General features: G+C 64.9%; 21 protein-coding genes and 1 pseudogene. 10 read left to right on the forward strand and 12 right to left on the reverse strand.

Annotated elements, in window-relative coordinates:
* The 6 genes from DFO47_RS03260 to fabF all read left to right on the forward strand — a co-directional run.
* The coding region (locus DFO47_RS03260) for a hypothetical protein (RefSeq protein WP_133830683.1) at positions 1-222 on the forward strand (222 nt) is incomplete at its 5' end.
* Between the two features lie 155 nt (positions 223-377).
* Complete coding sequence (locus DFO47_RS03265; RefSeq protein WP_018759983.1) at positions 378-1,622, forward strand: helix-turn-helix domain-containing protein; 1,245 nt, start codon at positions 378-380, stop codon at positions 1,620-1,622.
* An 88-nt stretch (positions 1,623-1,710) separates the two neighbouring features.
* Positions 1,711-2,640, forward strand: a complete 930-nt coding sequence (locus DFO47_RS03270) for an ACP S-malonyltransferase (RefSeq protein ID WP_206073900.1) — start codon at positions 1,711-1,713, stop codon at positions 2,638-2,640.
* A complete protein-coding gene (locus tag DFO47_RS03275; protein WP_018759985.1) occupies positions 2,637-3,698 on the forward strand; it encodes a beta-ketoacyl-ACP synthase III in 1,062 nt (353 codons plus the stop codon). The genes DFO47_RS03270 and DFO47_RS03275 overlap by 4 nt, the downstream gene beginning before the upstream one ends.
* A gap of 76 nt (positions 3,699-3,774) precedes the next feature.
* Complete coding sequence (locus tag DFO47_RS03280) at positions 3,775-4,020, forward strand: acyl carrier protein (protein ID WP_009359314.1); 246 nt, start codon at positions 3,775-3,777, stop codon at positions 4,018-4,020.
* A 172-nt stretch (positions 4,021-4,192) separates the two neighbouring features.
* The gene (gene fabF / locus DFO47_RS03285) at positions 4,193-5,428 is read left to right on the forward strand and encodes a beta-ketoacyl-ACP synthase II (RefSeq protein WP_018759986.1); all 1,236 of its coding nucleotides are present in this window, start codon (positions 4,193-4,195) and stop codon (positions 5,426-5,428) included.
* 111 nt (positions 5,429-5,539) lie between these two features.
* Here the strand turns inward: fabF and DFO47_RS03290 are convergent, their stop codons facing one another.
* The 11 genes and pseudogenes from DFO47_RS03290 to DFO47_RS03335 all read right to left on the reverse strand — a co-directional run bounded on the left by DFO47_RS03290 (position 5,540) and on the right by DFO47_RS03335 (position 18,761).
* A complete protein-coding gene (locus tag DFO47_RS03290; RefSeq protein WP_026264214.1) occupies positions 5,540-6,043 on the reverse strand; it encodes a DUF3145 domain-containing protein in 504 nt (167 codons plus the stop codon).
* A gap of 235 nt (positions 6,044-6,278) precedes the next feature.
* Positions 6,279-7,205 carry a tyrosine recombinase XerC gene (locus DFO47_RS03295; RefSeq protein WP_133830684.1) on the reverse strand — a complete coding sequence of 309 codons (927 nt, stop codon included), beginning with the start codon at positions 7,203-7,205 and terminating at the stop codon, positions 6,279-6,281.
* Positions 7,206-7,252: 47 nt separating this feature from the next.
* Complete coding sequence (gene dprA, locus DFO47_RS03300; protein ID WP_243835363.1) at positions 7,253-8,386, reverse strand: DNA-processing protein DprA; 1,134 nt, start codon at positions 8,384-8,386, stop codon at positions 7,253-7,255.
* 110 nt (positions 8,387-8,496) lie between these two features.
* Positions 8,497-9,366, reverse strand: a pseudogene (locus DFO47_RS03305) (ATP-binding protein); the annotation flags it as partial.
* A gap of 76 nt (positions 9,367-9,442) precedes the next feature.
* On the reverse strand, positions 9,443-10,603 hold the full coding sequence (locus tag DFO47_RS03310) for a hypothetical protein (RefSeq protein ID WP_133830685.1): 1,161 nt from the start codon (positions 10,601-10,603) through the stop codon (positions 9,443-9,445).
* Positions 10,604-10,615: 12 nt separating this feature from the next.
* Positions 10,616-10,786: a hypothetical protein gene (locus DFO47_RS21055; protein WP_166651669.1), complete on the reverse strand. Its 171-nt coding sequence runs from the start codon at positions 10,784-10,786 to the stop codon at positions 10,616-10,618.
* A 10-nt stretch (positions 10,787-10,796) separates the two neighbouring features.
* Complete coding sequence (locus tag DFO47_RS03315; protein ID WP_133830686.1) at positions 10,797-11,648, reverse strand: hypothetical protein; 852 nt, start codon at positions 11,646-11,648, stop codon at positions 10,797-10,799.
* A gap of 118 nt (positions 11,649-11,766) precedes the next feature.
* On the reverse strand, positions 11,767-12,858 hold the full coding sequence (locus DFO47_RS03320) for an endonuclease NucS (protein ID WP_133830687.1): 1,092 nt from the start codon (positions 12,856-12,858) through the stop codon (positions 11,767-11,769).
* A complete protein-coding gene (locus tag DFO47_RS03325) occupies positions 12,848-14,062 on the reverse strand; it encodes a GIY-YIG nuclease family protein (RefSeq protein WP_133830688.1) in 1,215 nt (404 codons plus the stop codon). The genes DFO47_RS03320 and DFO47_RS03325 overlap by 11 nt, the downstream gene beginning before the upstream one ends.
* Positions 14,059-15,981, reverse strand: coding sequence for a DEAD/DEAH box helicase (locus DFO47_RS03330; RefSeq protein ID WP_243835324.1), 1,923 nt, complete (start codon positions 15,979-15,981; stop codon positions 14,059-14,061). The genes DFO47_RS03325 and DFO47_RS03330 overlap by 4 nt, the downstream gene beginning before the upstream one ends.
* 59 nt (positions 15,982-16,040) lie before the next feature.
* Positions 16,041-18,761 (reverse strand): DNA methyltransferase, encoded by a 2,721-nt coding sequence (locus DFO47_RS03335; RefSeq protein ID WP_208294358.1) that lies wholly within the window; start codon positions 18,759-18,761, stop codon positions 16,041-16,043.
* Positions 18,762-19,115: 354 nt separating this feature from the next.
* Between DFO47_RS03335 and DFO47_RS03340 the strand changes: the two genes are divergently transcribed.
* Positions 19,116-20,288 (forward strand): hypothetical protein, encoded by a 1,173-nt coding sequence (locus DFO47_RS03340; RefSeq protein ID WP_056387362.1) that lies wholly within the window; start codon positions 19,116-19,118, stop codon positions 20,286-20,288.
* On the opposite strand, the gene DFO47_RS03345 is transcribed toward DFO47_RS03340, so the two are convergent.
* Positions 20,269-20,760 carry a helix-turn-helix transcriptional regulator gene (locus DFO47_RS03345; protein WP_133830691.1) on the reverse strand — a complete coding sequence of 164 codons (492 nt, stop codon included), beginning with the start codon at positions 20,758-20,760 and terminating at the stop codon, positions 20,269-20,271. The two genes, DFO47_RS03340 and DFO47_RS03345, sit on opposite strands and share 20 nt — an antisense overlap.
* Before the next feature lie 442 nt (positions 20,761-21,202).
* Here DFO47_RS03345 and DFO47_RS03350 point away from each other — a divergent pair, with 442 nt between their 5' ends.
* From DFO47_RS03350 to DFO47_RS03360, 3 genes are all read left to right on the forward strand, one after another.
* Positions 21,203-21,586 carry a hypothetical protein gene (locus DFO47_RS03350; protein ID WP_056387364.1) on the forward strand — a complete coding sequence of 128 codons (384 nt, stop codon included), beginning with the start codon at positions 21,203-21,205 and terminating at the stop codon, positions 21,584-21,586.
* A 173-nt stretch (positions 21,587-21,759) separates the two neighbouring features.
* The gene (locus tag DFO47_RS03355) at positions 21,760-23,061 is read left to right on the forward strand and encodes a hypothetical protein (RefSeq protein WP_133830692.1); all 1,302 of its coding nucleotides are present in this window, start codon (positions 21,760-21,762) and stop codon (positions 23,059-23,061) included.
* 58 nt (positions 23,062-23,119) lie between these two features.
* Entirely contained in the window at positions 23,120-25,411 is a 2,292-nt protein-coding gene (locus tag DFO47_RS03360; RefSeq protein ID WP_133830693.1) for a phage tail tip lysozyme, read from the forward strand.
* Positions 25,412-25,513: the final 102 nt, after the last annotated feature.

A 25,513-nucleotide genomic window follows, 5' to 3' on the forward strand; every position in this document is an offset into this window, starting at 1 on the left:
GAATTCGCCACCCTCGGCGCCGACGGCTTCGGCTTCTCCGACACCCGCGCAGCAGCCCGCCGCTACTTCAAAAACGACACCCACTCCATCGTGGTGCGTGCCCTTGAAATGCTGGCGCGCCGTGGCGAGGTGGATGTTGACGCCCCGGTCAAGGCCATCGAGAAGTACAAGCTGCTCAACGTCAATGCCGGCACCACCGGCAATGCCGGCGGGGAGGCCTGACAGCCTTTCGCAGCAGCCCCAACGGCGGCCCCCTCCATCACGGAGGGGGCCGCCGTTGTCCGTTCCGGGGTGCCTGCCTGCTGTGACGCAGCGCAAAGCGGATTGTAGCCTTCGCACAAATGGAGCTTGCGCGGTGGGGGCCGTATGCTCAAAGAATGCCAGCACCAGCCAGCCCGTCCGCCAAACGGAAACCGAGCCCGCCGAAGGTCACACCGGAGAAGTCCGAAACCCTAAAGCAGCTGCGGGCCAACGTCGGCCAGCTTTCCACAACCACCATGCGCAAGCTTGAGCAGTCGCTGCCCTGGTACAGCCGGCTCAGCTCCGACGAGAGGTCGGCCCTGGGCATGGTGGCCCAGAACGGGATCGCGGCATTCGTCACCTGGTACGAGCGTCCAAGCTCTCCGTCGTGGATCCTGACGGATGTGTTTGGGACGGCGCCCACGGAACTGACCCGCTCCATCAGCCTGCAGAAGGCGTTGCAGCTGATCAGGATCGTGGTGGAGGTTGTCGAGGACCAGGTTCCCGTCATTGCGCCGGAGGCAGACCAGCCGTCCCTGCGCGAAGCAGTCCTTCGGTACTCGCGTGAAGTCGCGTTCGCCGCAGCCGATGTCTACGCCCGGGCCGCCGAATCGCGGGGATCCTGGGACACCCGGCTGGAAGCCCTGATCGTGGATGCGATCCTTCGGGGTGAAAACACAGATGCGCTCCGCTCCCGCATCGCGGCCCTCGGCTGGAAGGCGCAGGAGCGTTTCACGGTCATGGTGGGAAACTCGCCGTCCGAACCCAGCGCCAGCTACGTGAGCGAACTGCGGCGGATGGCCGGGCGTTTCGCAGAGGACGCACTGGTGGGGATCCAGGGCGACCGGTTGATCCTCATCCTGGGCGGGGTGCAGGACCGCGAATCGGCCTATGTGAAACTGAGCGAAATGTTCGCACCCGGCCCCGTGGTCTACGGCCCCGAGGCCGGTTCCCTGCTGGAGGCCAGCGGATCGGCGCAATCGGCGTTTGCCGGCCTCACTGCCGCCCGGGCGTGGCCGTCGGCGCCTCGGCCGGTAGCGGCCGACGATTTGCTGCCGGAACGGGTGATTTCCGGCGATGATGCCGCACGGCGTTCCTTGGTCAAGAATATCTACCGGCCCCTCGTGGCAGCGTCCAACGGCCTGGTGGAAACCCTGGGAACCTACCTTGAGCTGGGACATTCGCTGGAGGCAACGGCACGGGAACTCTTCGTCCACGCCAACACCGTCCGGTACCGGTTGAAGCGTGTTTGCGACGTCACCGGCTGGGACCCGCTGCTGCCCAGGGAGGCTTTTGTGCTTCAGGCAGCGCTCGTGGTGGGCCGCCTTTCTGCCCCGCCAAAGGCCGCCACGGAGCGGCAGTCGTCCCGGAACCAAGCGTGAGTCATTGTAGACTTCCTACAACCTGACCCCGTGAGCTTGGTGCGGTGAAACACCGCTGGATCACACAGTAATTTGGAAAGCTGGTTACGTGCTTGCAATAGTCTGCCCTGGACAGGGCTCGCAGACCCCGGGTTTTCTGGCCCCTTGGCTGGAACTACCTTCGGTGGCAGGCCAGCTGGCCGCCCTGAGCGACATCGCGGGGATCGACCTGATCGCCCACGGGACCACCTCCGACGAGGAAACCATCAAGGACACTGCCGTTGCGCAGCCCCTGATCGTTGCCGCAGGCCTGGTCACGGCGGCTTCCCTCTTCGACGTGGAGCTCAATTCCCTTCCGGTTATCCTCGCCGGCCATTCGGTGGGTGAAATCACTGCTGCCGCCCTCGCCGGCGTGCTGACCGAGCAGGAAGCCATGACCTTTGTCCGCGAACGGGCCAACAGCATGGCCGCCGCGGCTGCCGTCACGCCCACCGGCATGAGCGCCGTCGTGGGCGGCGACCCCGCCGAGGTGCTGGCTGCCATTGAGTCAGCCGGCACGGCCCCCGCGAACGTCAACGGCGCCGGCCAGACCGTTGCGGCCGGAACCTTCGACCAGCTGAAGGCGCTGGCCGCGAACCCGCCTGCCAAGGCCCGGGTGATTCCGTTGAAGGTGGCCGGTGCGTTCCACACCAGCCACATGGCACCGGCCGTTGACGCGCTTAAGGCGCTGGCGCCGCAGCTGAACCCGGCAGCCCCCAAGGTGCCCCTGCTGTCCAACTACGACGGCGGCGAGGTCACCGACGGCGGTGCCGCCGTCGAGAGCCTCATCGCCCAGGTTTCCCGCCCGGTGCGGTGGGACCTCTGCATGGACGCGATGGTCAAGCGCGGTGTCACCGGACTCATCGAACTCGCCCCCGCAGGCACCCTGGCCGGACTCGCCAAGCGAGGCATGCCCGGCGTCAAGACGGTAGCGGTCAAGACTCCCGAAGACCTCTCTGCCGCCCTGGCACTGTTCGCAGAACTGGAGGGGAACGCATGAGCGTCCCCACGCTGAAGCAGGCTCCCATCCATGAGCACACCCGCATCCTCGGGCTGGGGGCGTACCGTCCGGACGTCATCGTCACGAATGAAGACGTGTGCCAGTGGATCGACTCCTCCGATGAGTGGATCCGCCAGCGCACCGGCATCGTGACCCGGCACCGTGCGGCCGCGGACGTGAGCGTGATCGACATGGCTGAGGGCGCTGCCCGCGAGGCCATGCAGAAGGCCGGGATCGAGCCTTCGCAGCTCGGCGCCGTCATCGTGTCCACCGTGACGCACCCGTACGCGACACCCTCAGCCGCTGCCAGCCTGGCGGACCGCATCGGCGCTACGCCGGCACCGGCCTTCGACATCTCCGCAGCCTGCGCCGGTTACTGCTACGGCATTGCCCAGGCCGACGCCCTGGTCCGTTCCGGCGCTGCCAAGTACGTCCTGGTGGTGGGCGCGGAAAAGCTCTCGGACGTCATCGACAACCGGGAACGCACCATCTCCTTCCTGCTCGGGGACGGCGCCGGCGCCGTCGTCGTGGGTCCCTCCGACACTCCCGGCATCGCCCCGTCGGTGTGGGGTTCGGACGGCAGTAAATGGGATGCGATCGGCATGACCCGTTCCCTGCTGGACGTCCGCGATCTCGGCATGGCGGCCCGGCAGTCCGATTCCACCGGCGACCTTGCCCTCCTTGAAGAAGCGCAGGAACTTTACCCCACGCTCCGGCAGGACGGCCAGACCGTGTTCCGCTGGGCCGTGTGGGAGATGGCGAAAGTTGCCCAGCAGGCGCTCGACGCTGCCGGCATCGAGGCGGAAGACCTGGTTGCCTTCATCCCGCACCAGGCGAACATGCGCATCATCGACGAGATGGTGAAGAAGCTGAAGCTGCCCGAGACGGTTACAGTGGCACGGGACATTGCCGACGCCGGCAACACGTCCGCGGCCTCCATCCCGTTGGCAACGCACCGTCTCCTGCAGGAGAACCCCGGGCTGAGCGGCGGGCTGGCGCTGCAGATCGGTTTCGGCGCCGGGCTGGTCTTCGGCGCGCAGGTAATTGTCCTTCCCTAGATACGCCCAAGGGCCGCGACCGCGACCCGACCGTTTCCGGCAGCCCCTGCCGGCAATACAAGAAAAGGAGCCACCAATGGCTAGCAACGAAGAGATCCTGGCCGGCTTGGCTGAAATCGTCAACGAAGAGACCGGCCTGGCCCCGGAGGCCGTCGAGCTGGACAAGTCCTTCACCGAGGACCTGGACATCGACTCCATCTCCATGATGACCATCGTGGTCAACGCCGAGGAAAAGTTCGGCGTCCGCATTCCGGACGAAGAGGTCAAGAACCTCAAGACCGTCGGCGACGCCGTCAGCTTCATTGCCGGAGCACAGGCCTAATCCAGGCTACCGCCGTCTCACGGCTTGGCTGGGCTGCCGATCCGGATTGACCGGATCGGCAGCCCGCCGCATCTAACCGGCACAGTGCCCCGACCGGGACTGGCCGATCATCAAATGTGCGGGACCCTGCGGTTGGCGCAGGCGGATTCCCCACCGACGAAAGAGTGATCCCATGACGCGCAAAGTAGTCATTACCGGTCTGGGTGCCACCACGCCCATCGGCGGCGATGTACCCACCATGTGGAACAACGCCCTCAAGGGGGTCTCCGGTGCCCGCACCCTGGAGGACGACTGGGTAGCCAAGTACGAGCTCCCCGTCCATTTCGCTGCCCGCTGCAGCACACCCGCGCTGGACGTCCTGAGCCGGGTTGAAGCAAAGCGGATGGACCCATCCACGCAGTTCGGCGTCATTGCGGCCCGTGAGGCCTGGGCCGACTCCGGCATCACCGAATTCGACCAGGACCGGTTGGCTGTTGCGTTCGCCACCGGCATTGGCGGGGTCTGGACCCTGCTGGATGCCTGGGACACCCTCAAGGAGAAGGGCCCGCGCCGGGTCCTGCCCATGACCGTTCCCATGCTGATGCCCAATGGCGTGGCCGCGGCCGTCAGCCTGGACCTGGGCGCCCGAGCCGGCGCCCACACCCCGGTGTCCGCATGCGCCTCAGGCACCGAAGCCATGCACCTCGGCCTCGAACTCATCCGCTCCGGCAAGGCGGACGTAGTGATGTGCGGCGGCGCAGAAGCCGCAATCCACCCCATGCCGTTGGCGGCCTTCGCCTCCATGCAGGCACTGTCCCGCAGGAATGACGAGCCCGAGCGCGCCTCCCGTCCCTACGACACGGACCGTGACGGCTTCGTGATGGGTGAAGGGGCCGGAGCCCTGGTCCTGGAGGCCGAGGAGCACGCCCTGGCCCGTGGAGCACGTATTTACGCCGAGCTCGCGGGTACGTCCGTCACTGCCGACGCCTACCACATCACTGCTCCGGATCCCCAAGGCCTCGGCGCCACCCGCGCGCTCAAGGCAGCCATGTTCGACGGCCGCATCCAGGCCGAGGACGTGGTGCACGTCAACGCCCACGCGACGTCGACCCCCGTAGGCGACAAGCCGGAATACACGGCACTGCGTGCCGCCCTGGGCAGCCACGTGGACAACGTGGCGGTTTCCGCCACCAAGTCGCAGATGGGGCACCTCCTGGGCGCGTCCGGCGCGGTGGAGGCGGTCCTGACCGTCCTGGCCGTCCATGAGCGCAAGGCTCCGGTCACCATCAACCTCGAGAACCAGGACCCCGAGATCCCGCTCGACGTTGTCACCTCCGCCCGTGACCTGCCTGCCGGCAGCATCGTGGCACTCAGCAACTCCTTCGGGTTCGGCGGACACAACGCCGTGGTGGCCATCCGCAGCATCTAGTCCCTGTCCTGCACAACGCGTGGACAGCAAGAGGAGGCCCCGCCGGCTGGCGGGGCCTCCTCTTGTGCTATGGATGGGTACTCGTTTGGCCGCCCGGCAGGACGACGTCGGTCAACCTACCTGGTGCAGCCAGCGGACGGGGGCGCCTTCGGCAGCGTGGCGGAACGGTTCCAGTTCCTCGTCCCACGCCTCGCCCAGGGCCAGCGAGAGTTCGTGGTAGACGGCGGCGGGATCGCCCGCACCCGATTCGTAGGCGTAGCGGATGCGGTCCTCCGACACCATGATGTTGCCATGGACGTCGGTGACGGCGTGGAAGATCCCCAGCTCTGGCGTGTGCGACCACCGGCCGCCGTCCACGCCCTGGGTGGGCTCCTCGGTCACCTCATAGCGCAGGTGCGCCCAGCCACGGAGGCAGGACGCCAGCTTGGATCCCGTGCCGGGGGTTCCGGTCCAGGAAAGCTCCGCACGGAACATTCCGGGCGCGGCAGGCTGCGGGGTCCACTCCAGGTCCGTCCGCTTATCCACCACAGCCCCGATTGCCCACTCGACATGGGGGCACAGGGCCGTAGGGGCCGAGTGAACAAACAGCACACCGCGGGTCATTGCAACAGACATTCCATCCTCCATAGCTCTAGGTACGTCTTCCCCAACGACCTCTGCCCGGATGGAACTGCCGTGCCCTGCACTGCGGCGGTGGTTCCCGATATTCAGGTGTATCAGATTAAGCTGTGTCCGGACTTGCCGAGCCGCATGAAGCTCAGGGAGCTTCAAGCGGGACTTGAAAGTTGCCGGACGTGACTCTCATTGTGCCGTACCCCGTGGAATTACGCCAGTGCGATGAGCCACACCGTCAGGCCCGGGGGTGAGCCTGCTGGTAGCTCTTCCGCAGGCGGTCAACCGAGACGTGGGTATAGATCTGGGTCGTGGCGAGGCTGCTGTGGCCAAGGATCTCCTGCACGGCACGCAGGTCCGCGCCGCCGTCGAGCAAATGGGTTGCAGCGGTATGCCGCAAGGCGTGGGGCCCGGACACGGAAGTGTCACCGAGGGCACCGAAAAGAACGTTGACCAGGGTGCGGACCTGGCGTTGGTCAACCCGGCCACCGCGGGCACCCAGGAACAGCGCCGGCCCGCTGGTGCCCGTCGCCAGGGCAGGGCGGCCCCGCCGCAGCCAATCGTCAACAGCGAGGGCGGCCGGCACACCGTAGGGCACGGTACGTTCCTTGTTGCCTTTGCCAATGACCCGCAGCGTCCGGCGGTCCGGGTCCAGGTCGTCGACGTCCAACCCGGCAAGTTCACCTACCCTGATGCCCGTGGCGTAGAGGAGTTCCACGATGGCGCGATTCCGGACGGCCAGCGGGTCACCGTCCAGTGCCGAGTTTTCGAGCCCTTCCAGCATTCGCGCCAGCTGGGAGGCCTGGAGTACTCCCGGCAATGATCCTTCGCGCTTGGGGGCTTTCAGGCGCAGGGCGGGGTCCGTCTCCAGAAGTTCTTCCCGGAGGGCCCAGGCAGTGAATGCCCTGGCCGTAGCGGACCGGCGCGCCAGCGTTGAGCGTGCGGCACCCGCCGAGCTCTGGCTGCCGAGCCAACGGCGGAAGGTTCCTAGTTCAAGGTCCTTCAGCCCGGTCGCGCCCTCGGATGCGGCGTGCGCCAAGAGGCTCCGCAGGTCCCCCAGGTAGGCACGCCGGGTATGCTCCGACACGGCCCGCTCCCCCGACAGGTAGGCGGCAAATGCGTCCAGTGCCGAGCCGAGCTCCTTGGGCAGTTCGTCATGGTCCACTCCTACACTGTCTCAGGCTTGCCCTCGTTCACCGCAGCCGGACACGGTCATACCTTGCCTCGTTTCCAGCCGCCGCGTTCAGAGACGGCCAGCCCGAGCAGCCCCAGCCGGCCGAGGCCGGCGCGCACCGAGTCCTGTCCCAATCCGGCCACCGCCGAGAGCTTTTCCACCGACGTGGTGGAGCGCAGCGGAAGTGCATCCAGCAGGATCAGGTCCTCCAGGGTCAGCCCGTCCTGCACGGCGGCTGCACCTGGCCGTTGTTCGGGCAGCCCCGCTCCGCTGGGCGCGGCGAGTTCGGACACTTCCGCGGCATCGGTGACGCAAACCGCGCCGCCGTCCCGCAGGAGCCGGTGGCAGCCGGCCGAGTTGGCACTGTGGACTGATCCGGGGACCGCCCCCACTGCCCGCCCCAGGGTTTCGGCGTGGTGGGCTGTGTTCAGCGCACCGGAGCGCCACCGCGCTTCCACCACCACTGTCACTGACGAAAGCGCAGCAATCAGCCGATTCCGCTGCAGGAACCGGTACCGCGTGGGAGCGGATCCCGGCGGTACCTCCGCCAGGACCGCGCCTTGGTTGGCCACGGCCCGGAGCAGGTCCTCGTTTCCCGACGGATAGAACCGGTCCACTCCGCCGGCCATCACAGCGATGGTCGGGACGGCCGAGGATCCTCCCGCGAGGGCGGCACGGTGCGCGTGTGCATCGATGCCGTAGGCGCCGCCCGACACTATCGTGAAGCCCCGTTGCGCCAGCGAGTATGCCAGATCCCCTGTTACCGCAGCCCCGTAGCTGGTGCTGTCGCGGGAACCTACCAGGGCGATGGACATGGCTGCGTCCGGCAGCGGGTGTTCCTGACCCCGCCACCAGAGGCACAGGGGCTCCTGGATGCCGAGGTCGGCCAGCTGGGAGGGCCACAGCTCGTCCGTGGGAATGATCAGGCGGCCACCCAGCCGTGCCATCGTGGCCAGGTCACGTTCCGGAGCCAGGTCAGGGATCCGCGGCTGCCAGCGCTTCAAGGCTGCAGCCATTCCCGCCCAGCTGCTCGCCCCGCTGTCAGCCAGCAACGAGGTGATTTCACGCTCCAGGTCAGCCCCGGCCGTGACCCGCCCGGTGGCAATCCGAAGGGCATCCGTTGCCCCAGCAACATGCACGAGGGCCAGGCCTGCGGCGTCCTGGGGCTCCATGAGGCGGGACAACGCTGCCCGGGCCAACCGCTCGTCAACCTTTGCTGGATGGTTTGCCGAATCGTTTGCCACGCGCAGTTCCTTTAGTTCGTTCACGTTTGCCGTCCTCCTCAAGCCACCGCCGCGGCAGCCTGCCGCAAGCCAAGCGCCTGCCCGATGTCGTTGGCGTCCGGCAGGTCCCGCCGGCCCAGGTCGGCCAAGGTCCATGCCAGCCGGAGGACGCGGTCATAGCCGCGGGCGGTCAGGACCCCGCGCTCCAAGGCCTGGTCCAGGATCCGGGTGGCTGCCGGAGCGAGTCGCAAGTCACCGCGCAGGATGCGCCCCGGGACCTGCGAGTTCGTTTCCAGGCCAAAGCACCGCAACCGCTCTCCCTGCCGCTCACGCGCTGCCCTGACCCGCAGTGCGACCGTTGCGGTATCTTCCTCCCGGCCGGCCTGCCCGAACTCGGCCAGGGACACCCTTTCCACCTGCAACTGGATGTCCACCCGGTCCAGGAGTGGGCCGGACATCCTGGCGAGGTAACGGCGGCGCATCACGGGGGTACACGTGCAGTCCAGGCCTTTGCCGGAGGCCTTGCCGCACGGGCAGGGGTTTGCGGCCAGCACCAGCTGGAAGCGGGCCGGGTAGGCGGCAGTCCCGGCCGCCCGGTGGATCACCAGCTCACCGCTCTCCAGGGGCTGACGCAAGGCATCGAGAACCCGGCGTTCATATTCCGGGGCCTCGTCAAGGAACAGCACGCCGCGGTGGGCGCGGGATGCCGCGCCCGGCCGCGGAAGTCCTGAACCGCCTCCGATGATGGCCGCCGCAGTGGCTGAGTGGTGCGGGTTTTCAAAGGGTGGCCGGCGCAGAAGCTGGACCGCGGACGCCGGCAGGCCGCACAGCGAGTGGATGGCCGTGACCTCCATGGACTCATGGTCACCAAGATCCGGCAAAAGGCCCGGCAACCGTTCCGCAAGCATGGTTTTACCTGCCCCGGGAGGAGTGCACACTTAAGCGTGCATGCGCCCTGACCTGCGGTTATGTCCCAAAACGGGCATCCCGTCGAGGGGACCCAGCTTACTTCTTGTGGGGCCCGTCGCTGTCCCCGAACCTGAGCGCCGCATCTCGACAGCCCTTCAGGACTTCGAGATTGTGCCGCTCGACCTCGGGGTCGTAGTCGAATGCCACCCGCAGCCGCGACATCTGTTCGAGCACCTCCTCATCGTTCAGCTGAGCCAGCCACCTGGCGATCTGCGGTTCGCTCGGGGAGCCATCTATCATGCTGATCATCTCGGCTAGATCGCCACGCGCCGATGCTGCAACCAAGGCCTTTTTGTGGCGTTCCCCGGCCGATGTCGTCGACCCCGCCGACATCGCCTGGCGCTCGTCCTCATGTCCGACGGAGATCTCGTAGCGCGTCGGAAGCCCAGGCTCGGGTGGCTCGGTCCCTGTGATCAGGCGCGGAACGGCTTGCGTGCGTACCCAGTGGGCGATCTCCTCCAGCTCCTCGATTAGCACCGGCCACCGGTCAGTACCCGGCCGATTGATCCCGACTGTCGGGAACAGGGTGACGGGGACCTTCGTGCCGATGGGTGTCTGGGCGATGACCTCGCCGACACGCAGCGGTTCCTCGGGCCGAGGCGCAAGATCACGGATTGAACGGGGCATCCGGTCGTCCTCGTACATGGCAGCCAGGCGGACCGCGGTGATCGCCGGCATCCTGTGCTTCGCATGATTGGTGTGCAGCACAAGCCGGGCAAGAGGATGGGACTGCGGCTCCATCCGACGGTGGAACGGCTGCAGGGCCTCCAGCCGTCGGGCGAGCTCTCCCCGCCCTCGCAGCGACGGAGGCCCATTGCGGGCCCGCTTTTTCTTCCAGTCCTCAAATTTCTCCCAGGTGTCCGAGGCAGGCACTTCGACCAGTTTGGCCGCCTTCGCGTCGAGGGGCGCACCGTCCAGGAACTCGGCCTCTGCGAAAAGGGTGTGTTCGAGCGCAGCCCGAAGCGTCACGAGCGCGTCGGCTACGAGGAGCGGCACTTTCCGTGGGATCGGAGCCACGCGCCCAACGACTGTGCAGCTGAACGCGGCGGTCGTGGGCACTTCGACCAGCCCGAAGATGCCGTCGGGCTGCGTCTGGTAGGCGAACAGCAGTGCGGAAACCTGTCCGATCAGCTCCTCTGCATGTGCCAGTGTGGCGGCAACGCCGAGGTGGCGGTCCGGGAGCCAGTCATGCCTCACGTCGGTCTGCGCTCAGCTCTCGTCGAACGGCAGGCGGACGACCTCATCGCCCGGGTCTTCCGGACCTGCTGGCGGAGCCGCGCTCGGGTGGTCCTGGTACAACTCGTCCGAGGCGCTCTGGTCGTAGGTATCGGAGAGGCCTGCACCATTGGTCCCGAGGACCTGCTCCCAGTTGAATCCCATACACACGACTTTATCGGCCGGTGTCGAACTCGCGAAGGATCGCCTCGACGCGCGCGGTCAGTTCATCGGCGCGCTTGAGGATCTGCTCTTCCTCCTCGCGCGACATCTGCCGCCTGGGGCTGGCCGGCATCGCAGCTGCAGCAGGCACCGGCGCAGGTGCGGGCTCCGGACTGTCGAGCAGCAGGGCTGCGGCACTGATGACCGCCGACAGCGAGGATGGGTGCATGGAGCGGTAGGCATCGATCCATCCCCAGCGGTCCACGGCTGGCAGCATGCCGACGCAGAGGTGCCAGTCCGGATTGGGGTCCGGCCGCAGGTGCCGGTGCGCGGGGCCGTCTTCGTCGCGGCGGTTCCCCAGGGCGCGGACGGAGCCGTGCGACCACCCGCTGTTGGTGCCGATCACATCGAGCCACGACCAGGTGGCGCATGCCGGACAGGCATCCGGTTCCGGGGCGACACCGATCTGCCCGCGCACCCGGTGCATTCCGTCCGGCCGCAGTCCCAGCGCAGCTGACCTGTCCAGTCCGAGGCCTCCGTGGGTGCGACGTGCCAGCAGCACCGCCGCGAACAGCATCCGCCGCAGCCGCAGCCGGAAAACCCAGTGGGTGTCCGGGTGCTGGATGATCGCCGTTGCGCGCCGGATCAACCGCTGCAGGGAATCAGGGTCGTCCCGGTGCCCGCGCGGCCAGGCCGGGGCGACGGGATCTATGGGAGCCAGCCGCCGGCGCAGAGCCGCGAGCACAGCCTGGGACGGCTGCGCCTGCTGCGAGAAACACGAGAGCGATACCTCGTCGATCTTATGGGTGGGCACGCCCGTGACGGAGCACCAGTCGGTCCAGAGATCGGGAAGCGCCGTCGTCATCCTCACGATTCTCCCATCGTGGCTTGGTTCGACACGAGCGTCGCCTCAGGCGAGGGTTAGGCCTGCTACTCGCGACCGCTCTTGTCCGCATAACTCTCGATGGGCCATCCGCCGATGCTCAGCCATCAAGCCCGAAAGCAGCGGTCACGTGCTCGATCGTGAACTGGTTTCGCAGCCTTGTAGCCGTATTCTGGTTGGCGAAAAGACCCGTTTTCCGCACGGCCTGCGCTTGTGGAACGGCCCGTATCCATTCGACCGGAACAACCCATTCAGCATTGTCGTCGTTCTCATCGCCCTCGTGGCGATAATTCCCGGAGAGGTCGAGTTCATGCAGCTGTCGATCGGCCCCGTTCACGAGAAGCGTGCTTTGGTCGTATCGCTGGGCTTCGCCGGCGACGGTACCAACTCCTACATACCCAATCTTGGGAATGTAGGCGAAGACTCTGGCACCAATCGGCAGATTCTTGAGCGTCTGAGAGTATCTCTTGCCGCCGCCGCCCGAGACGAAACCGTACTTCATGCCGTCGACCCATTGCCGGCCTGTTGGCTCTTCACCAAATGAGACGTACCAGTCAGACCCGTTCCAAGGCTCACGTGTCTTATTCTTCCGCGAGATCGCGGAAATGGACGACTTGGCTTGTTCGCTCTGATCGACCAGCCAGCTGCGGGCAAGGTACGAAGATCCGTTGTCCTGAAAATGTCTGAAGAAGACGACGTTGATCGGAACATCGAAGTCTTCATTGAGGAACCGCACGATGCGCTCGGTAGCGTTGTCAACGCTGGCGGCAACGATTGTAAATTCTTGTGCAGTGTTGACCTCTTCCGGAAGAGTGTCGCCGAAACGATCGGCAAACGCTTCTTCAAGAGCAAGGCCTGGACGGTAGGTGGCGAAGATATTGTCGATATCGCTTCGGCCAAGGGTTGCTGCCCACGAGCCATAATCGAGGGTTTGAGCGGCAACATCGCGTGGAGTTTTGTCGCGTTTGAGTTCGATTACGTGCAGCGACGCCGTTTCGTCCAGCGCGAGCAGATCTACGAATCCCCCATGTGCCGTCGGAACCTGCCGGCCAATGACGAGAAGCGGCTCGCCAAGCACTGACGGGTCAGACTCGATGTAGCCCTCCAACTGGGATTCCAAGCCGATTGATACCGGCACGATCCGGCTGAGTTGGCCGCCCTCTGCCCGCCACAAGCCCATCTCAACCGCCATTGGTCATTCCCTTTTGTCGTTCGACGAGTTCCTTGAGCTGGGCGTCGTAGACATAGTCGGTGATCTCGCCGGACATAATCATCGCAACGGCCTTGTTAATGATCTCCAGCGGCACCACGAACCACTCCGAGGGGTCGTAATCGCGTCCCTTCCGGTCGACCTGCGTCAGATCCAGACGCACCTCGGCAAACACTCGGTGCAAGAGATGCTCCAGCCACGATGCACGCACGTTGAAGAGCTGGTAGTCCGCCAGCACCTTCACGGGTGCCATCAGGTAGGTTGGCGAATGCGCCGCGTTCTTGATGCGGGTTTCGACCTTGGTGGTGGAGAAACCGATCTTGTGAAGGTCCTTCATTCCCGCGATCTGGGGGTCGTCGCTGAGCGACTGCAGCACGTAGATATGACCACTCTCCACGTCCGCGTCGAGGACCTCGTCCGCATCGTGGCCGGTCCGCGCCAGGACCTGGCCCTGCGCCTCGTACATACGGGTCATGAGGCTCTGCCTGTACATCGCCGACTCCGTGCCGTTCTCGAAGACGACGCGCAGGCGCTGCTTCTGCCTCGGCCTACCACCAACGATCAGGTCGACGTCCTCGCCGACCTCTGCAACAAAACACATGACGCCGCTCAGCACGAAGAACACACCCTCGCGGATGAGATCCATGCCAGTGAAGGGCATCAGCTTGTACGTGCCCTGGGCCAGCTCGGCGTGCTTCGTTTTGAACAGCGGCTCGAACAGGTCGAAGTCCTCGGACTTCACCCGCTGGGCAACCGAGTCCGGAGCCTCGGGACGCTTGATCACGGGCAGATCCGACACGTCGAGGATGCCGGAGTCGTCGCCGAGCAGATCGTCCAGGTCATCACTCTCAAAAAGATCGTCCAGCGACTCAGGAGCTGCCTCTATTGCCAGCAGCTCGAACTCCGTGTCGAGGTGTTTGAGCGCTGCGATCTTCTCGTCGTTGGCGAGGATACCTTCGAGCCGGGCCCCAAGCTTCCGCTCGGCGACCTCTCGGGTCGCCGAGCTAGGCAGACGCCCGTGCGTCCGGCGGAACTCCACAATTTCCAGAAACGCCCGCTCGAGCCGGTCGGACGAGGTGATCTTCTTGGGTTTCTCGGGCGCGTCGAGGAGCCCGTCGAGGTCGTTGTCGATGAGGTCCTGCAGGGAGGACGGTGCTGCTTCGAGGACGTCGTCGTAATCGCTCATTCGCTCTCCACCATCTCAGTCGCGCGCTTCTGTGCTTCAAGCTTCTGCTTGGCCCGCTGGAGCCACAGCAGTGCGTCTGCATACCGCTTCTCAGTCGGGTCCTCGGCCCTCGGGTCCGGTTTCCGATCGTTGACCTTAATCCAGTTCTTGATCCGGGGAACGAGGGCCAGCGCCTCTTCCTCGGTGAACTCGACTCGGGTGGCAGTGATCTGGTCCTGGATGATCCGCAGCACCGAAGTCGTCACCGACCTCGAGATGACCTCGAACGCTCGCTGGAACGGGTTAACCGAATCGATGAGGTTGATGTTTAGCTCGTCGATGTTGACGAACTTCTCCGCCATCTTGATGAACCGCTTGTCCCCTACAGTGCGCACTTCGCCGTTCTTGATCACCGAGTCCACGACGACCTGTTGCCGCACCTCTTCCACCTGCGCCTCTGTGAGGTCCGGGTACTTCTCGCGGATGATTTTCGGAATCAGCACCTTGTTGGTCGTCTCCGCGTCCACTGAGGCGGCGGCGGCCCGCGCGAAGGTGTCGTCCTGGAGGATCGTCGCCTTCAGGTCGTTCAGATCAGTCTCCACGATCTGCTTCACGCGCGCGCTCGATGGCTCCTTGAAGCCCTTGATCTTCAGCTGCCCCGGCACCGCGGAATCGTCGCCGTCGAACTTCTTCGTCTTGAAGGTGAAGTTCTGCGCGAGGACCTGCTCCATGAGGAGCGATGCTGTGATGGCCTTGAGCATGTTGTTGACCGAGACCTTCACTTCGCCCTGTGAGGCGTCGGGCTCGGCGATGAGGTTCGTGAACTGGGCGTGGGATTTGCCTGGGCTGTCGCGGGTGACCCGGCCGATGATCTGGATGACCTCGGTCAGAGAGGCCCGGTACCCGACGGTGAGGGCGTGCTCGGCAAACGGCCAGTCAAAGCCTTCTTTGGCCATGCCCAGCGCAATGATGATGTCGACCGCGTCGCGGTTTTTGGAGGCTGTATGAGCCAGGTAGTGGAGGGTGTCGCCGCGTTTCTTTTGGTCAGTGTCGTCGACGAGGTCCGCGACGCGGACAATGATTCCAGTGTCCTGCCGGCGCACGCTGATGATGCCGGTGTCAGGGTCGGTCTCCTCGACGTGCCCGATGACATCGATAATGCGACCGATCTCTTCGAGCTTGTCCTTCGTAGATTCACCCGAGTTGACATTCGGGATGTGCACGATGGTTTTCTTGTCGAGGTCGAGCACTTCGCCGATCGCGTCGGTGTAGCGGCCCTGGTAGAAGTGGTGGCCGATGCCGAGCGAGTGCAGGTGCTCGTATCCGTTGAGCTGGTCGTAGTAGTTGAAGGTGACCGGCGTGAACTTGGCCTCGTCCTCCGGCGAGAGCACCGGGACGGAGTCCCCGCGGAAGTAGGAGCCCGTCATCGCGACGATGTGGACGTCACTCCCGTTCATCACGTCGCGCAGGAGCGCGCCGAGGCGGCTCGACTCGATGTCCGCAGAGACGTGGTGGAACTCGTCGATCGCGAGAACCGTGCCGTTGAACGACTCCGGTGCCAGCCTCTCGAACGCGAAGCGGAGTGTCGCGTGGGTGCACACGAGCGTTGCATCGGGCCCTTCGAGGAAGCTGATGAACGCGTCGACCTTGCCCGCTGAAGAGCCGGCATCACAGAGGTTGTGCTCCGGCTTGATCTCCCAGTCTGCGAAGAAGCCGAATTTGGACAGTTCCGTCGAGGCGAAGGACGCGCCAATTGAGCGCTCCGGGACGGCCACGATGACCTTCTTACGTCCCTGGTTGTACAGCTTGTCGAGGGCAACGAACATCAGCGCACGGGATTTCCCGGACGCTGGCGGGGCCTTGACGAGGAGGTGTTGTGCGTCACGCTTCGCGAAGACCCGCTGCTGCATGTCGCGCATACCCAGCACGTCCGTGTTCACCGAAGCTTTCGTTTGTGCATAGGTGACGTCAACGATGTTTATGGGCTTCTTGATCGCGTTCACTTCGCGGTCCTCCGGGTCTTCTTCACTGGGGCCCTTGCGGCCTCGGCGTTTGTCATCTCCTCATACATAGCAAAGAGGTCAGACAGTCTTTGCTCATCGGTCTCGTATCCGCGCTTGGAGTAGATCGAATCGACCAGCGAGTCCACCTCGGCGTGAGCTTGTCGCAGGTCACCCGGCATTTTGTCAGGGTCGTAGAGCTCCGCGAGAGTCTGCTCACAGTGGTACTCCCTCACGTCGAGCACCCGGAGTGCAGCGGCGGTGAGTTTCTCCGTTGTCGCATCTGACAGTGGCGGTATGGGGAAGTTGTTATAGACGATGGTGTTTGAATACCGATAGTCAGTCTTCATGCGGCCCCCGACAGCCCGGGTCCACGACATGTGCATTGCCGATGTCAAGAGTGAAAACAGCCATGGTTCAGCGTCGTAAACTGCGAACGCAAGATTTGAAACGACTGTGTCTTTGTCTAGGTAGCCTATGGGAACATACGCTCGACGCACGGATGAAACACTCGGCACGACAATAGAATCGGTGAGCTTGTATGCGCGTTGAAGAAAACGGTGCGGCTGTGCTGCAAACTTCTTGGAGATACTGCTAGCCTTCTCTGCCTCCCGTGCCTTTTGCACGAGTGCCATACGTTCGTGAATATATTGAATGTTATGCGCTTCTTGGACTTCATCGTCGCGGATCCAGAGGCAGTAACGCTCGTCACCGTTGATGAATTCCGAAGCGCCTATGTACTTCTTAACAAAAGTTGCAGCTTCGGGGGCCATCGAGAGCAACCTGCCACGGTCTGCCTGGTTCAAGATGAGGTGGCCGCCGTCGGTTGGTTTCGACCCAAACACCATCGGCGGAAGAGATCCTGAAATCGGCTTCGTTCGACGTCCGACGATGACGCTTGGCGCGTCAGCTAGGTAGCCGTTGATGTTTTTGGCTGAGATCTGGAGATCGTCTGCAAATATGTACTTCTGAGCTGATGTCTCGTTTCGCAAGCTGATCACTGCGACGGTCACACCGGCGTTCCGTTTGGCATTGTTCTCCCATTTGAACGAGGTGTATGCGAAGCCTATCTCAATCCCCATATTGAAGATCGTAGGAAATAAAAGGCTGACGTGTTCGCCCTGCGCGACTGAGTTCGTTGTGACGAATGCAAGTTGAGCACGAGTTTTGTTGATGTAGTCGGAGCCTTTCATGAACCAGAGAGATATGTAGTCAAGGTTTTTCGAGAATGGTCGACTTCCAAAAACGTATGAAAAATCTGCCTTTTGTTCAGGCGATTGCATACTTGAGCCAACATATGGTGGGTTGCCGATCAGGTAGATCTCACCGTCGTCGTTCGGGCAGATCGCGTTCCAGTCGACGCGCGTCGCATTGCCCTGCTTGATCTGGCCGGTTTCCTTGAGTGGGATCAGCGGGATCGAGACGTTGAACTTCTCCTTGAACTCCGTGTTCATCTGGTGCTTGGCGATCCACAGGGAAAGAATGGCGACCTCAACCGCGAAGTCGTCGATCTCGATCCCGTAGAAGTTCTCGATGTTGATTCTGGACTCGGCGAATAGCACTTGGTGCTTGTCGTCCAGCTCGGCAAGGCGTTCGAGGACAGCGTGCTCGAGCTTTCGCAGCTCTTTATAGGCGATGATCAGGAAGTTGCCGGAGCCACAGGCGGGATCGAAGACTTTGATGGCGCTGATCCGGTCGAGCAGCGCTTCAAGCTTCTTGACGGAGTCGAAGCTCTCGTCGAGATCGTCTTTCAACGCGTTCAGAAAGAGCGGCTCGATCGTCTTGAGGATGTTCGGAACCGAGGTGTAGTGCTGACCGAGGTCGCTGCGTTTGCCCGGTGTGACGATCGCCTGGAACATCGAGCCGAAGATGTCCGGGTTGATCTCGCGCCAGATGAGCTTGCCGGCATTGATGAGCTCTTCTCGCGCCTGTTTGGTGAACATGGGCACCACGTGGTGCTCAGACATCGTGAACAGCCGGCCGTTGACGTAGGGGAACGCCGCGAGGTGTTTGGGCCTGCCGGACGCCTCTGCGGTGTCGAGCGCCGTGAACAGGTCTGTGAGGAAGTCCGCGGTGTCCGAGCCGTCGTCCAGCGTGTGAGACCCTACGGCGTTGGTGAACTGGTTCTCGGCAAAGATCCCGGTGTCCTCGGCGAAGTAGCAGAACAGCAGACGAGTGAAGAACAGGTTAAGCGCGTGGCGTCCACGTGGTTGCTTAAGAAGATCAGGGTTCGCGCGGAGCAGTTCATCAAACAGCTTGCCCATGCGCTCGGCAGCCTTGACGTCTGCATGCGTTTCGGCGACGTACTGCGCCTTCTCCATTCCGGCCCAGGGCAGGAAGAAGGTGAAGTGCTGATCGATGTCCCTGATCGGGAATCCGATCGTCTCGCCGGTCTGGGTGTCCGTGGCGACGAGCTCGACGTAGTCGGTGACGATCACGAAGCGCGTGCTGTAGCGCACGACGTCCGGGGACGTCTTCAGTTCTTCCAGCACTTCCAGCGTGTCGCCAGATGTCTCCTTGAAGTAGACAACCTTCTTCTGCGCGACCTCACCCCCTTGGTCAGCTGCGACGTTCAGATCGCCGTTGCGCAGGCGAGTGACGCTGCTCTGAGGCTTTCCGTAGGCGAGCAGGAGATCGAAGATGAACTCGCGGTCGTACGTCTCACGGCCGGCGAGTGGTGCGACGCGCTCTTCGATGGCTTTCAGATTTAGCTTCGCCACGTACGAATTCCTTGTGCGCATGCAATACCGTCAATGGTCGCTGGGCGCTTGGTACTCATGCGCCTGTCCTCGACTCCGACTGAATTACCGTCTGCGTAAGACCATGGTTCACGCACGTTGCTACTCCTTACATGGCAGGGCGGGACACACTGCCCCTCGTGATCTTATCCGGGACCTGGCCGCTGCTGATTTCCCCTCACCGCGTCACGCGAAGGCAGTCCTTCTCCATGCCCCGATAAGCGCACTTACCAGAGACCCGGTTCGAAGCCGCCCCGTCGATCGCGGGTATGGGGAATCGCCACTGACAGACCATTGCGACTTGGATTCTCCGGCCAGTGAGTCGAGACTGGAGTCATGGCAGTACAGGTGAGGCTCGCAGCGCTCAGCGCTCCCACCGTCCCACCTGAACCGGAGGTGGACGACGAGCTGCGCGAGCTCGAAGAAATTTCGCGGTCTTTGGAAGGACACACGCTGTCTGCTGCCACCCGGCGCGCCTATGCCACGGCGTGGCGTGCCTTTGATGACTTCTGTACCGGCCACGGGCTGGAGGCGCTGCCTGCGCATCCGGAGACCGTGCGCTGGTACGTCGCCTGGATGTCCACGCAGCTCGATGACGACGGGCTCCCCCGGTTCTCCGTCGCGACGATCCGCCAGCGCCTGGCCGGTATCGGCGAGAGGCACCTCCGCGGCGGGCTTCTGGATCCCACGGCCCACCGCGGCGTGGTGGATCTCGTGCGCGGGCTGGCCAAGCTGCGGGCCACCAGGCCCCGGCGCAAGCGCCCTCTGCTTCTGGACGACGTGGTCCGGATCATCGCGGTGATGGAGCACGACACATATCCGGCAGGCGTGTCAGCCACCAGGGACGCCCTGGCGGTGTGGCTCGGGTTCGCAGGGGCCCTGCGCAGGAGCGAGGCGGCGGCCCTGACGCTGAACCGGCTCGAGCTGCACCCGGTCGATGGTGTCCACGTTCATGTGGGGGCCTCGAAGGCCGACCCGGAGAACGCGCTGCCGGACGTGGTCGTGCTGCCGTTCGGGAGCTCGCCGGCATCCTGTCCCCCGTGTGCGGTGCACCGTTGGGTCGTGCTGCTCGGGCTCGCCCGGCAGGACGACGCGCGCACACGGCGTCGCGGGATCATGCAGCAGCTGTTCTCGTACGGTCTCGAGGAGCACGTCTGCGGAGCCGCCGGCTCGACGGCGCTCATCAGCAGCGCCGACCTGGCCTCGGGCGCGCCCCTGCTCCGGGCAACGTACCGCAACAGGAAGGACGCCCGGATCCATGCACGGGCGGTGAGCGGCGACGCGCTGCACACGATGCTGCTCTCGCGCATGGTCGAGGCGGGGATGAACCCTGCTGCCTACGGCTTCCACTCGCTGCGGGCCGGGCACGTCACCCAGGCGCGGCGCAACGGTGCGAGCACGGAGGAGATCATGCGCGCCGGCCGGTGGAGCCGGGCAGCGACGGTAGACGTTTACGACCGCGAGTTCAATCCTGCGGCACGCAACAGCGTCATGCGTCTGGGGTTGTAGACCCCTCGATGCCGGGGGCAACCCGGTGCCCGTGCTGGTCGTCCTCCTCGACCGGGACGCGGGCGTCGATGCTTTCCATGAGGCGGAAGTCGACGACACCTTTGAGTTGAGCGCCGCCGCCGAGCACTTGAATGGCCTTGGAGAGCCGCAGCACCTCCAGCCTGTTCTTCTCCCACTCGCGCTGGGCCGCTGCCAGGTCGGCGAGGTACTGCTGCAGCTGGGCCTCGCTCTCTGCCTCCGGATCCTCGGCGACCAGGATCGCCAGGGGGACGTCCAGGGCCTTGGAGGCGGCGACCGCCTCGTCCAGGCGGACGGCGCGGATTTGCTGCTCTATCCGGGTCACCGCCGAAGGGTCGACGTTCGTTCCAAGGATCTCGGCAATCCTGCGGGCCAGCTCAGCCTGGCTGATGCCCAGGCGTTCCCTCTCCTGTCGCAGTCGGCGGGCGAAGAGGTCTCCGGGCAAGGCGTTCATCTGGTTTGGGCTCCTGGTCGGGTACATGGGCGCGAAGGGCTCAGCAAGAAGCGTATGCCGAGCCGTGCCGGAGCCGCACACCGCGCGCCCCGTCATGTGAAATCTACACGTTTTTGAGCAGAACGTCAGTCCTCCCGCCGACACCTCGTTTGCGCTGGTCTTCGAGCACATTCTGGACTCGTATCCGACTCGTCACTGATACGACTATGACTGATGACTCGAATGATGTAGATTGGTCACTGAAGATGTGCACGTATACGAGTCCCTAGAGAGGGGTCGGCCGCATGATTGCAGGCATGTCGTCCCGCTCAACGGGGAGTCACGTCGCATCGGGAGAGACCATTGATAGGGCGCTGTGCCCTGTCTAGGCGAATCGGTTGTGCCAGTCGCCTCGTGACACATGTCATGCAAGCGACCATTCGATAGGCGAGAGGAAAGAACCATGACGAAGATTTACGAGGCGGCACTCGAGCGGGTCGCCCTGCCCACCGCGGCCTGGGACCTGACGAGCTTCCTGGAGAACGCGAAGTCCCAGATCCAGCTCTGGGGCGGGCTGCTGCTCATGCTCCTGGGTGCGGTCGGACTGGTCTGGGGCGGCGTGCTCCTGATCAAGAAGCTGATGGCCACCCCGCAGTCCGCGGGCCAGCAGCAGGGCTGGGGCACCATCGCCCTGCTCATCCTGGTCGGCGGCGCGCTCGGCACCGGTGGGTGGTCGCTGATCAACACCATCGGCTCCGGCGGCCAGAAGACCCTCGAGGACCTCGGCGGCGGCTCTGTCCTCGTGCAGACGGTCAGCCACGTACTGACCAGCGGCGTCCTGGGCTAAGCCCGGCGCGGCAGGAATCAACGGCCGGGCACACAAAGCGTCGACGGACCGCACCGGGTCGGTTGAGGTCACCAGGCCTCAACCGGCCCGGTGCGTCGTTTCCGGGGTCGGACGACGGGCGCTGACGACGAGCAGGACAGGCAGAGCAAGGAACAGGACGAACGGGAACGGACATGGGGATCAAGGACAAGGCGCTGGCCTTCGGCAAGCGGTTCAAGCTCGACTCGCACCACGCAATCGAGCGCTTCGGGGTGTTCTTCGGCATCTTCGCTGTGATGGGGCTGGTCGTGGTGGCCGGCTCGGGTGCCGCCGCCTTCAAGGCGGGCAGCGACGCGGTGTCGCACACCGCGCTCTACAACACCGAGTTCACCTCCTCGAAGACCCAGCTCAAGGGCACGGTCGACGGGGTCTACACCAATCACACCGGCAACAGGGCACTGGTCATGATGCACTTCCCCGCCAGCGCGGCGATCTCGTACAACGCGGCGGACTACCAGGCCTTCCTGCTGGGCACCAACGACAAGCTGCAGACCGAGAAGGTCAGTACCAGCGGAATCAGGGGCACCTTCCACGTTTTCGGCTCGACCGGTTACGTCGGGGTCCTCCTGGACGCGGACCGGCCCTTCGACCGGCAGGTGCTCAACCTGACCGTCCGCGCGAACGCCGAGCTGACCTACGACGAGCGGCAGCAGAGCAGGGATGACCAGGTCGTGGGCGACTCGAGCTTCAAGAAGTACGACCAGTGGCGCGTGATCATCAACCCGGGTGCGTCGGGCACCACCGACATCCCGGCCCTGGACGCGGCCAGCTTCGACCCGGCCCGGGCCTATTACGACGTCGTGCTGAAGACCCAGGAGCAGCAGACGCGGGACAAGCTCGACCAGAAGCTGCTCGCGATGCGCACGAGCCTGAAGCAGGTCGAGTCGTACACCTCCGACCTGGCGACCACCAAGGTCGATGGGCTCTTCCTCCGTCCGCCGGCCGTTCCGACCTCCATCGCAGGTGATCAGGTGGCTGGTGTCTCGGCGGCCGAGGCCAAGGACGGGAAAGCGACGCTGGAGCTGAAGACGGGCCATGTCGTGCCCGGCGGATTCGACTTCAACTGGCGCGCGGGCAACGTCTATGCCGGCTACCTCGACACGCTCGTGCCCGCCGGTAAGGGCTATGTGCAGTTCCTCGCCGACAAGCGCGCCGAGGGCAGCGACAGCACGAGCCAGCAGGTCTCGGACATGAAGTGGGTCCTCTCCGACGGCACCGACCTGAAGAAGGACTACCGGTCCTCCGATGTGACGATGCGCCCGCTCACGAACGTGATGAACAACCTCTCTCAGGCCTACCAGGACTACGGCAAGGCCAAGTCGGAGTACCAGTCCGGGCTTCTGCTCGAGCTGCTCGGCCTGGACGTGAAGCTGCGCGATGTGCAGTCCAACAGCACTGCGAACTCGGCCGGGGACTTCCTGACCGTCTATCACTGAGCGCGCTCCACGGAGCGGGCAGTCACCACCCAGGCATCGAGCCGGAAAGGACAAGCTTATGGCCATCGACCAGCCGACGCGGCGGGATGACCCGGCCCGGCGCGCTGCATCGCCCCGCGGGGACCGCAGGTCCGCCGACGGGGGTGCGAAGGAGGAGTCGCAGCCACCTCGTCGTGAGGGGTCCGGCGTACGCCGCGCCGGGCCCCGTACCGGAGCGGCCTCCGCTCCTTCCCCGTCCGGGGATGCAGCCAAGGGTCTGCCGAAAACCCCGGGGGCCTCCCCCGCGCCGCAGCCCGTGGACCCGACGCCTGCGGGCCGCGGGTCGAAGCACCTGGGAGCCGCACCGGCCCCGGACGCAGCGGCTGCCGCTGGCAAGGCCACAGGTGCGGCCGACACAGCCAGCAAGACCAGCAAGGCCGCCAAGGCTGCCAAGAGCCTCGACGGTGTCGCCGCCGGGGCGGCCGGGGGAGCTGCCCGCAAGGCGGTCGAGGGTGACGGCAGCAGCGCGGTCCGCCGCGGTGCCGGCCGGTACGCGGGAGCGGCTGCCTCGGGAGCTGTCGCCGGGGCGCAGGCCGGAGCCGCCGCCGGTGGTGTCGGCGCGCTGCCCGGGGCAGCGGTCGGCGCTGCCAAGAATGTGGGCCTGGAGACCGGCAAGGATGTTGTCGACGGTGCGTCCAAGGTCACCGGCGGAGGTCCGGACGCCGAGCCTGCCGACAAGCGGCTCGGTGCCGGGGGCACCGGCTACGAGCGGACCTCGCAGAAGGAGAAGGACGGCCAGCTGCTGTCCAAGACCGCCAGGGGTGTCGCCGTCGGCGGCACCGCGGCGGCCGCTCCCCCGGCTGCGGGGCTTCTCATGGTCATGGCCTTCCTGAAGTGGCTCAAGACCATGTTCTTCGCGATGCTCGCGATGGCCGCCAACGCGGCCAGCATGATCTGGGGTTTCATCCTTGGGATCGCCAAGGCGGTCGGGCACACGATCGCCGCACCGTTCATCGCACTGGGCGGGCTGGTCGGCAAGGCGGCAGGAGCCGTGTTCGGGGTCACCGTGACGGCCACCGTCGCCCCGGTGGCCACGGCCGCATCCGGGGTGGCTGCGACCGTTGCCGCGGTGGCTGTGCTCAGCACGGTCCTCACGGGTGTGCTCGACCAGGCCGGCCTCGATGGCGGCCGCGGCTCGACCATGACCAACTGCATCGTCAATGTCAGCCGCAACGGCCCCGGCGCTGACGTCCCGGCGAACACCGAGGCGAACGCCCGGGCGGTCTACTCCGTGCTGAAGACCTGGGGTATGCCCGAGGAGAACATCGCGGGCATCCTGGGCAACTGGTCGCAGGAGTCGGGCGTGGACCCCACCAGCGTGGAGGGCATCTACAACGAGCCCTACCAGATCGGCCCGCGCAAGCAGACCGCCTGGGACGGGAACTTCACCCACATCCCCGGCCAGTCGCACGGCGGCATCGGTCTGGGCCAGTGGTCGAACGGGCGCACCACGATGCTCCTGGATTATGCCAAGTCCAAGAACCTGGACTGGTACACCATCAAGGCCCAGCTGGCATTCATGGCGGAGGGCGACAGCCCGGGGGACGTGGCCGTGTTCAAGGACATGATCAAGACCTCGCAGGGCTCTCCCTCTGCTGCTGCACTGCACTTCCACGACAAGTGGGAGCGCTCGGCCGACAACGCTTCACAGCTGCAGCAGCGTAAGGCCGACGCCGAGATGTGGTTCGGCAAGATGAGCGGCTGGACCGTCGACACCTCGGTCGTGGGCGGGGTTCAGGACATCGTGGGCGGCATTGTCGACACGGTCGGCAGCGGGATCCGCTCCGTCTTCGGCAACTGCGACAGCGACACCAAGGTGCGCCCGGGCAGCCTCGTCGACGGCGGCATGAACGAGGAGCAGGCCCGGCAGCTGATCGACCTGTACAACCAGGAGGGCGACAAGTTCCTGGACGACAAGTACGGCGCTAGCGGACCGGGCTCCTGCGGCGACAACCACGCCATGAACTGCGTGTCGTTCTCGGTCTACTTCATGAACAAGTACACCTCGTTCCAGCAGTACCCGCCGGGCGACGGCATCCAGACAGCCCACGCGATCGCGTCCATGACGGGCAAGCAGGTCTCGAGTACGCCGACGGCGTACTCGGTCGGTTCCGGGCCGGGTACGGGGTCCGCGGGCCACACCCTCGTGGTGCTGGGCGTGCAGGGCGACAAGGTCATCCTCGGTGAGGCCGGCTACTGCGCGTTCATGGGCCGCGTTCGCGTTGACAGTGCGGAGCGGATGAAGTCCGAGGGGTGGGTGTTCGTCGACGTCACGGACCTCATCACCACGGGCGGCAACCTGCCGGCGTAGCCGGCGGAAGCAGGGCCGGTGTCCGGACGATCCGGGCACCGGCCCTTTCTGCGTCCCGATCCGTGCGCAGTGACCTGTCGAATGGGGCAGACTCGTTATTGA

Source organism: Arthrobacter sp. AG258 (assembly GCF_004364695.1).
Lineage (GTDB): Bacteria > Actinomycetota > Actinomycetes > Actinomycetales > Micrococcaceae > Arthrobacter.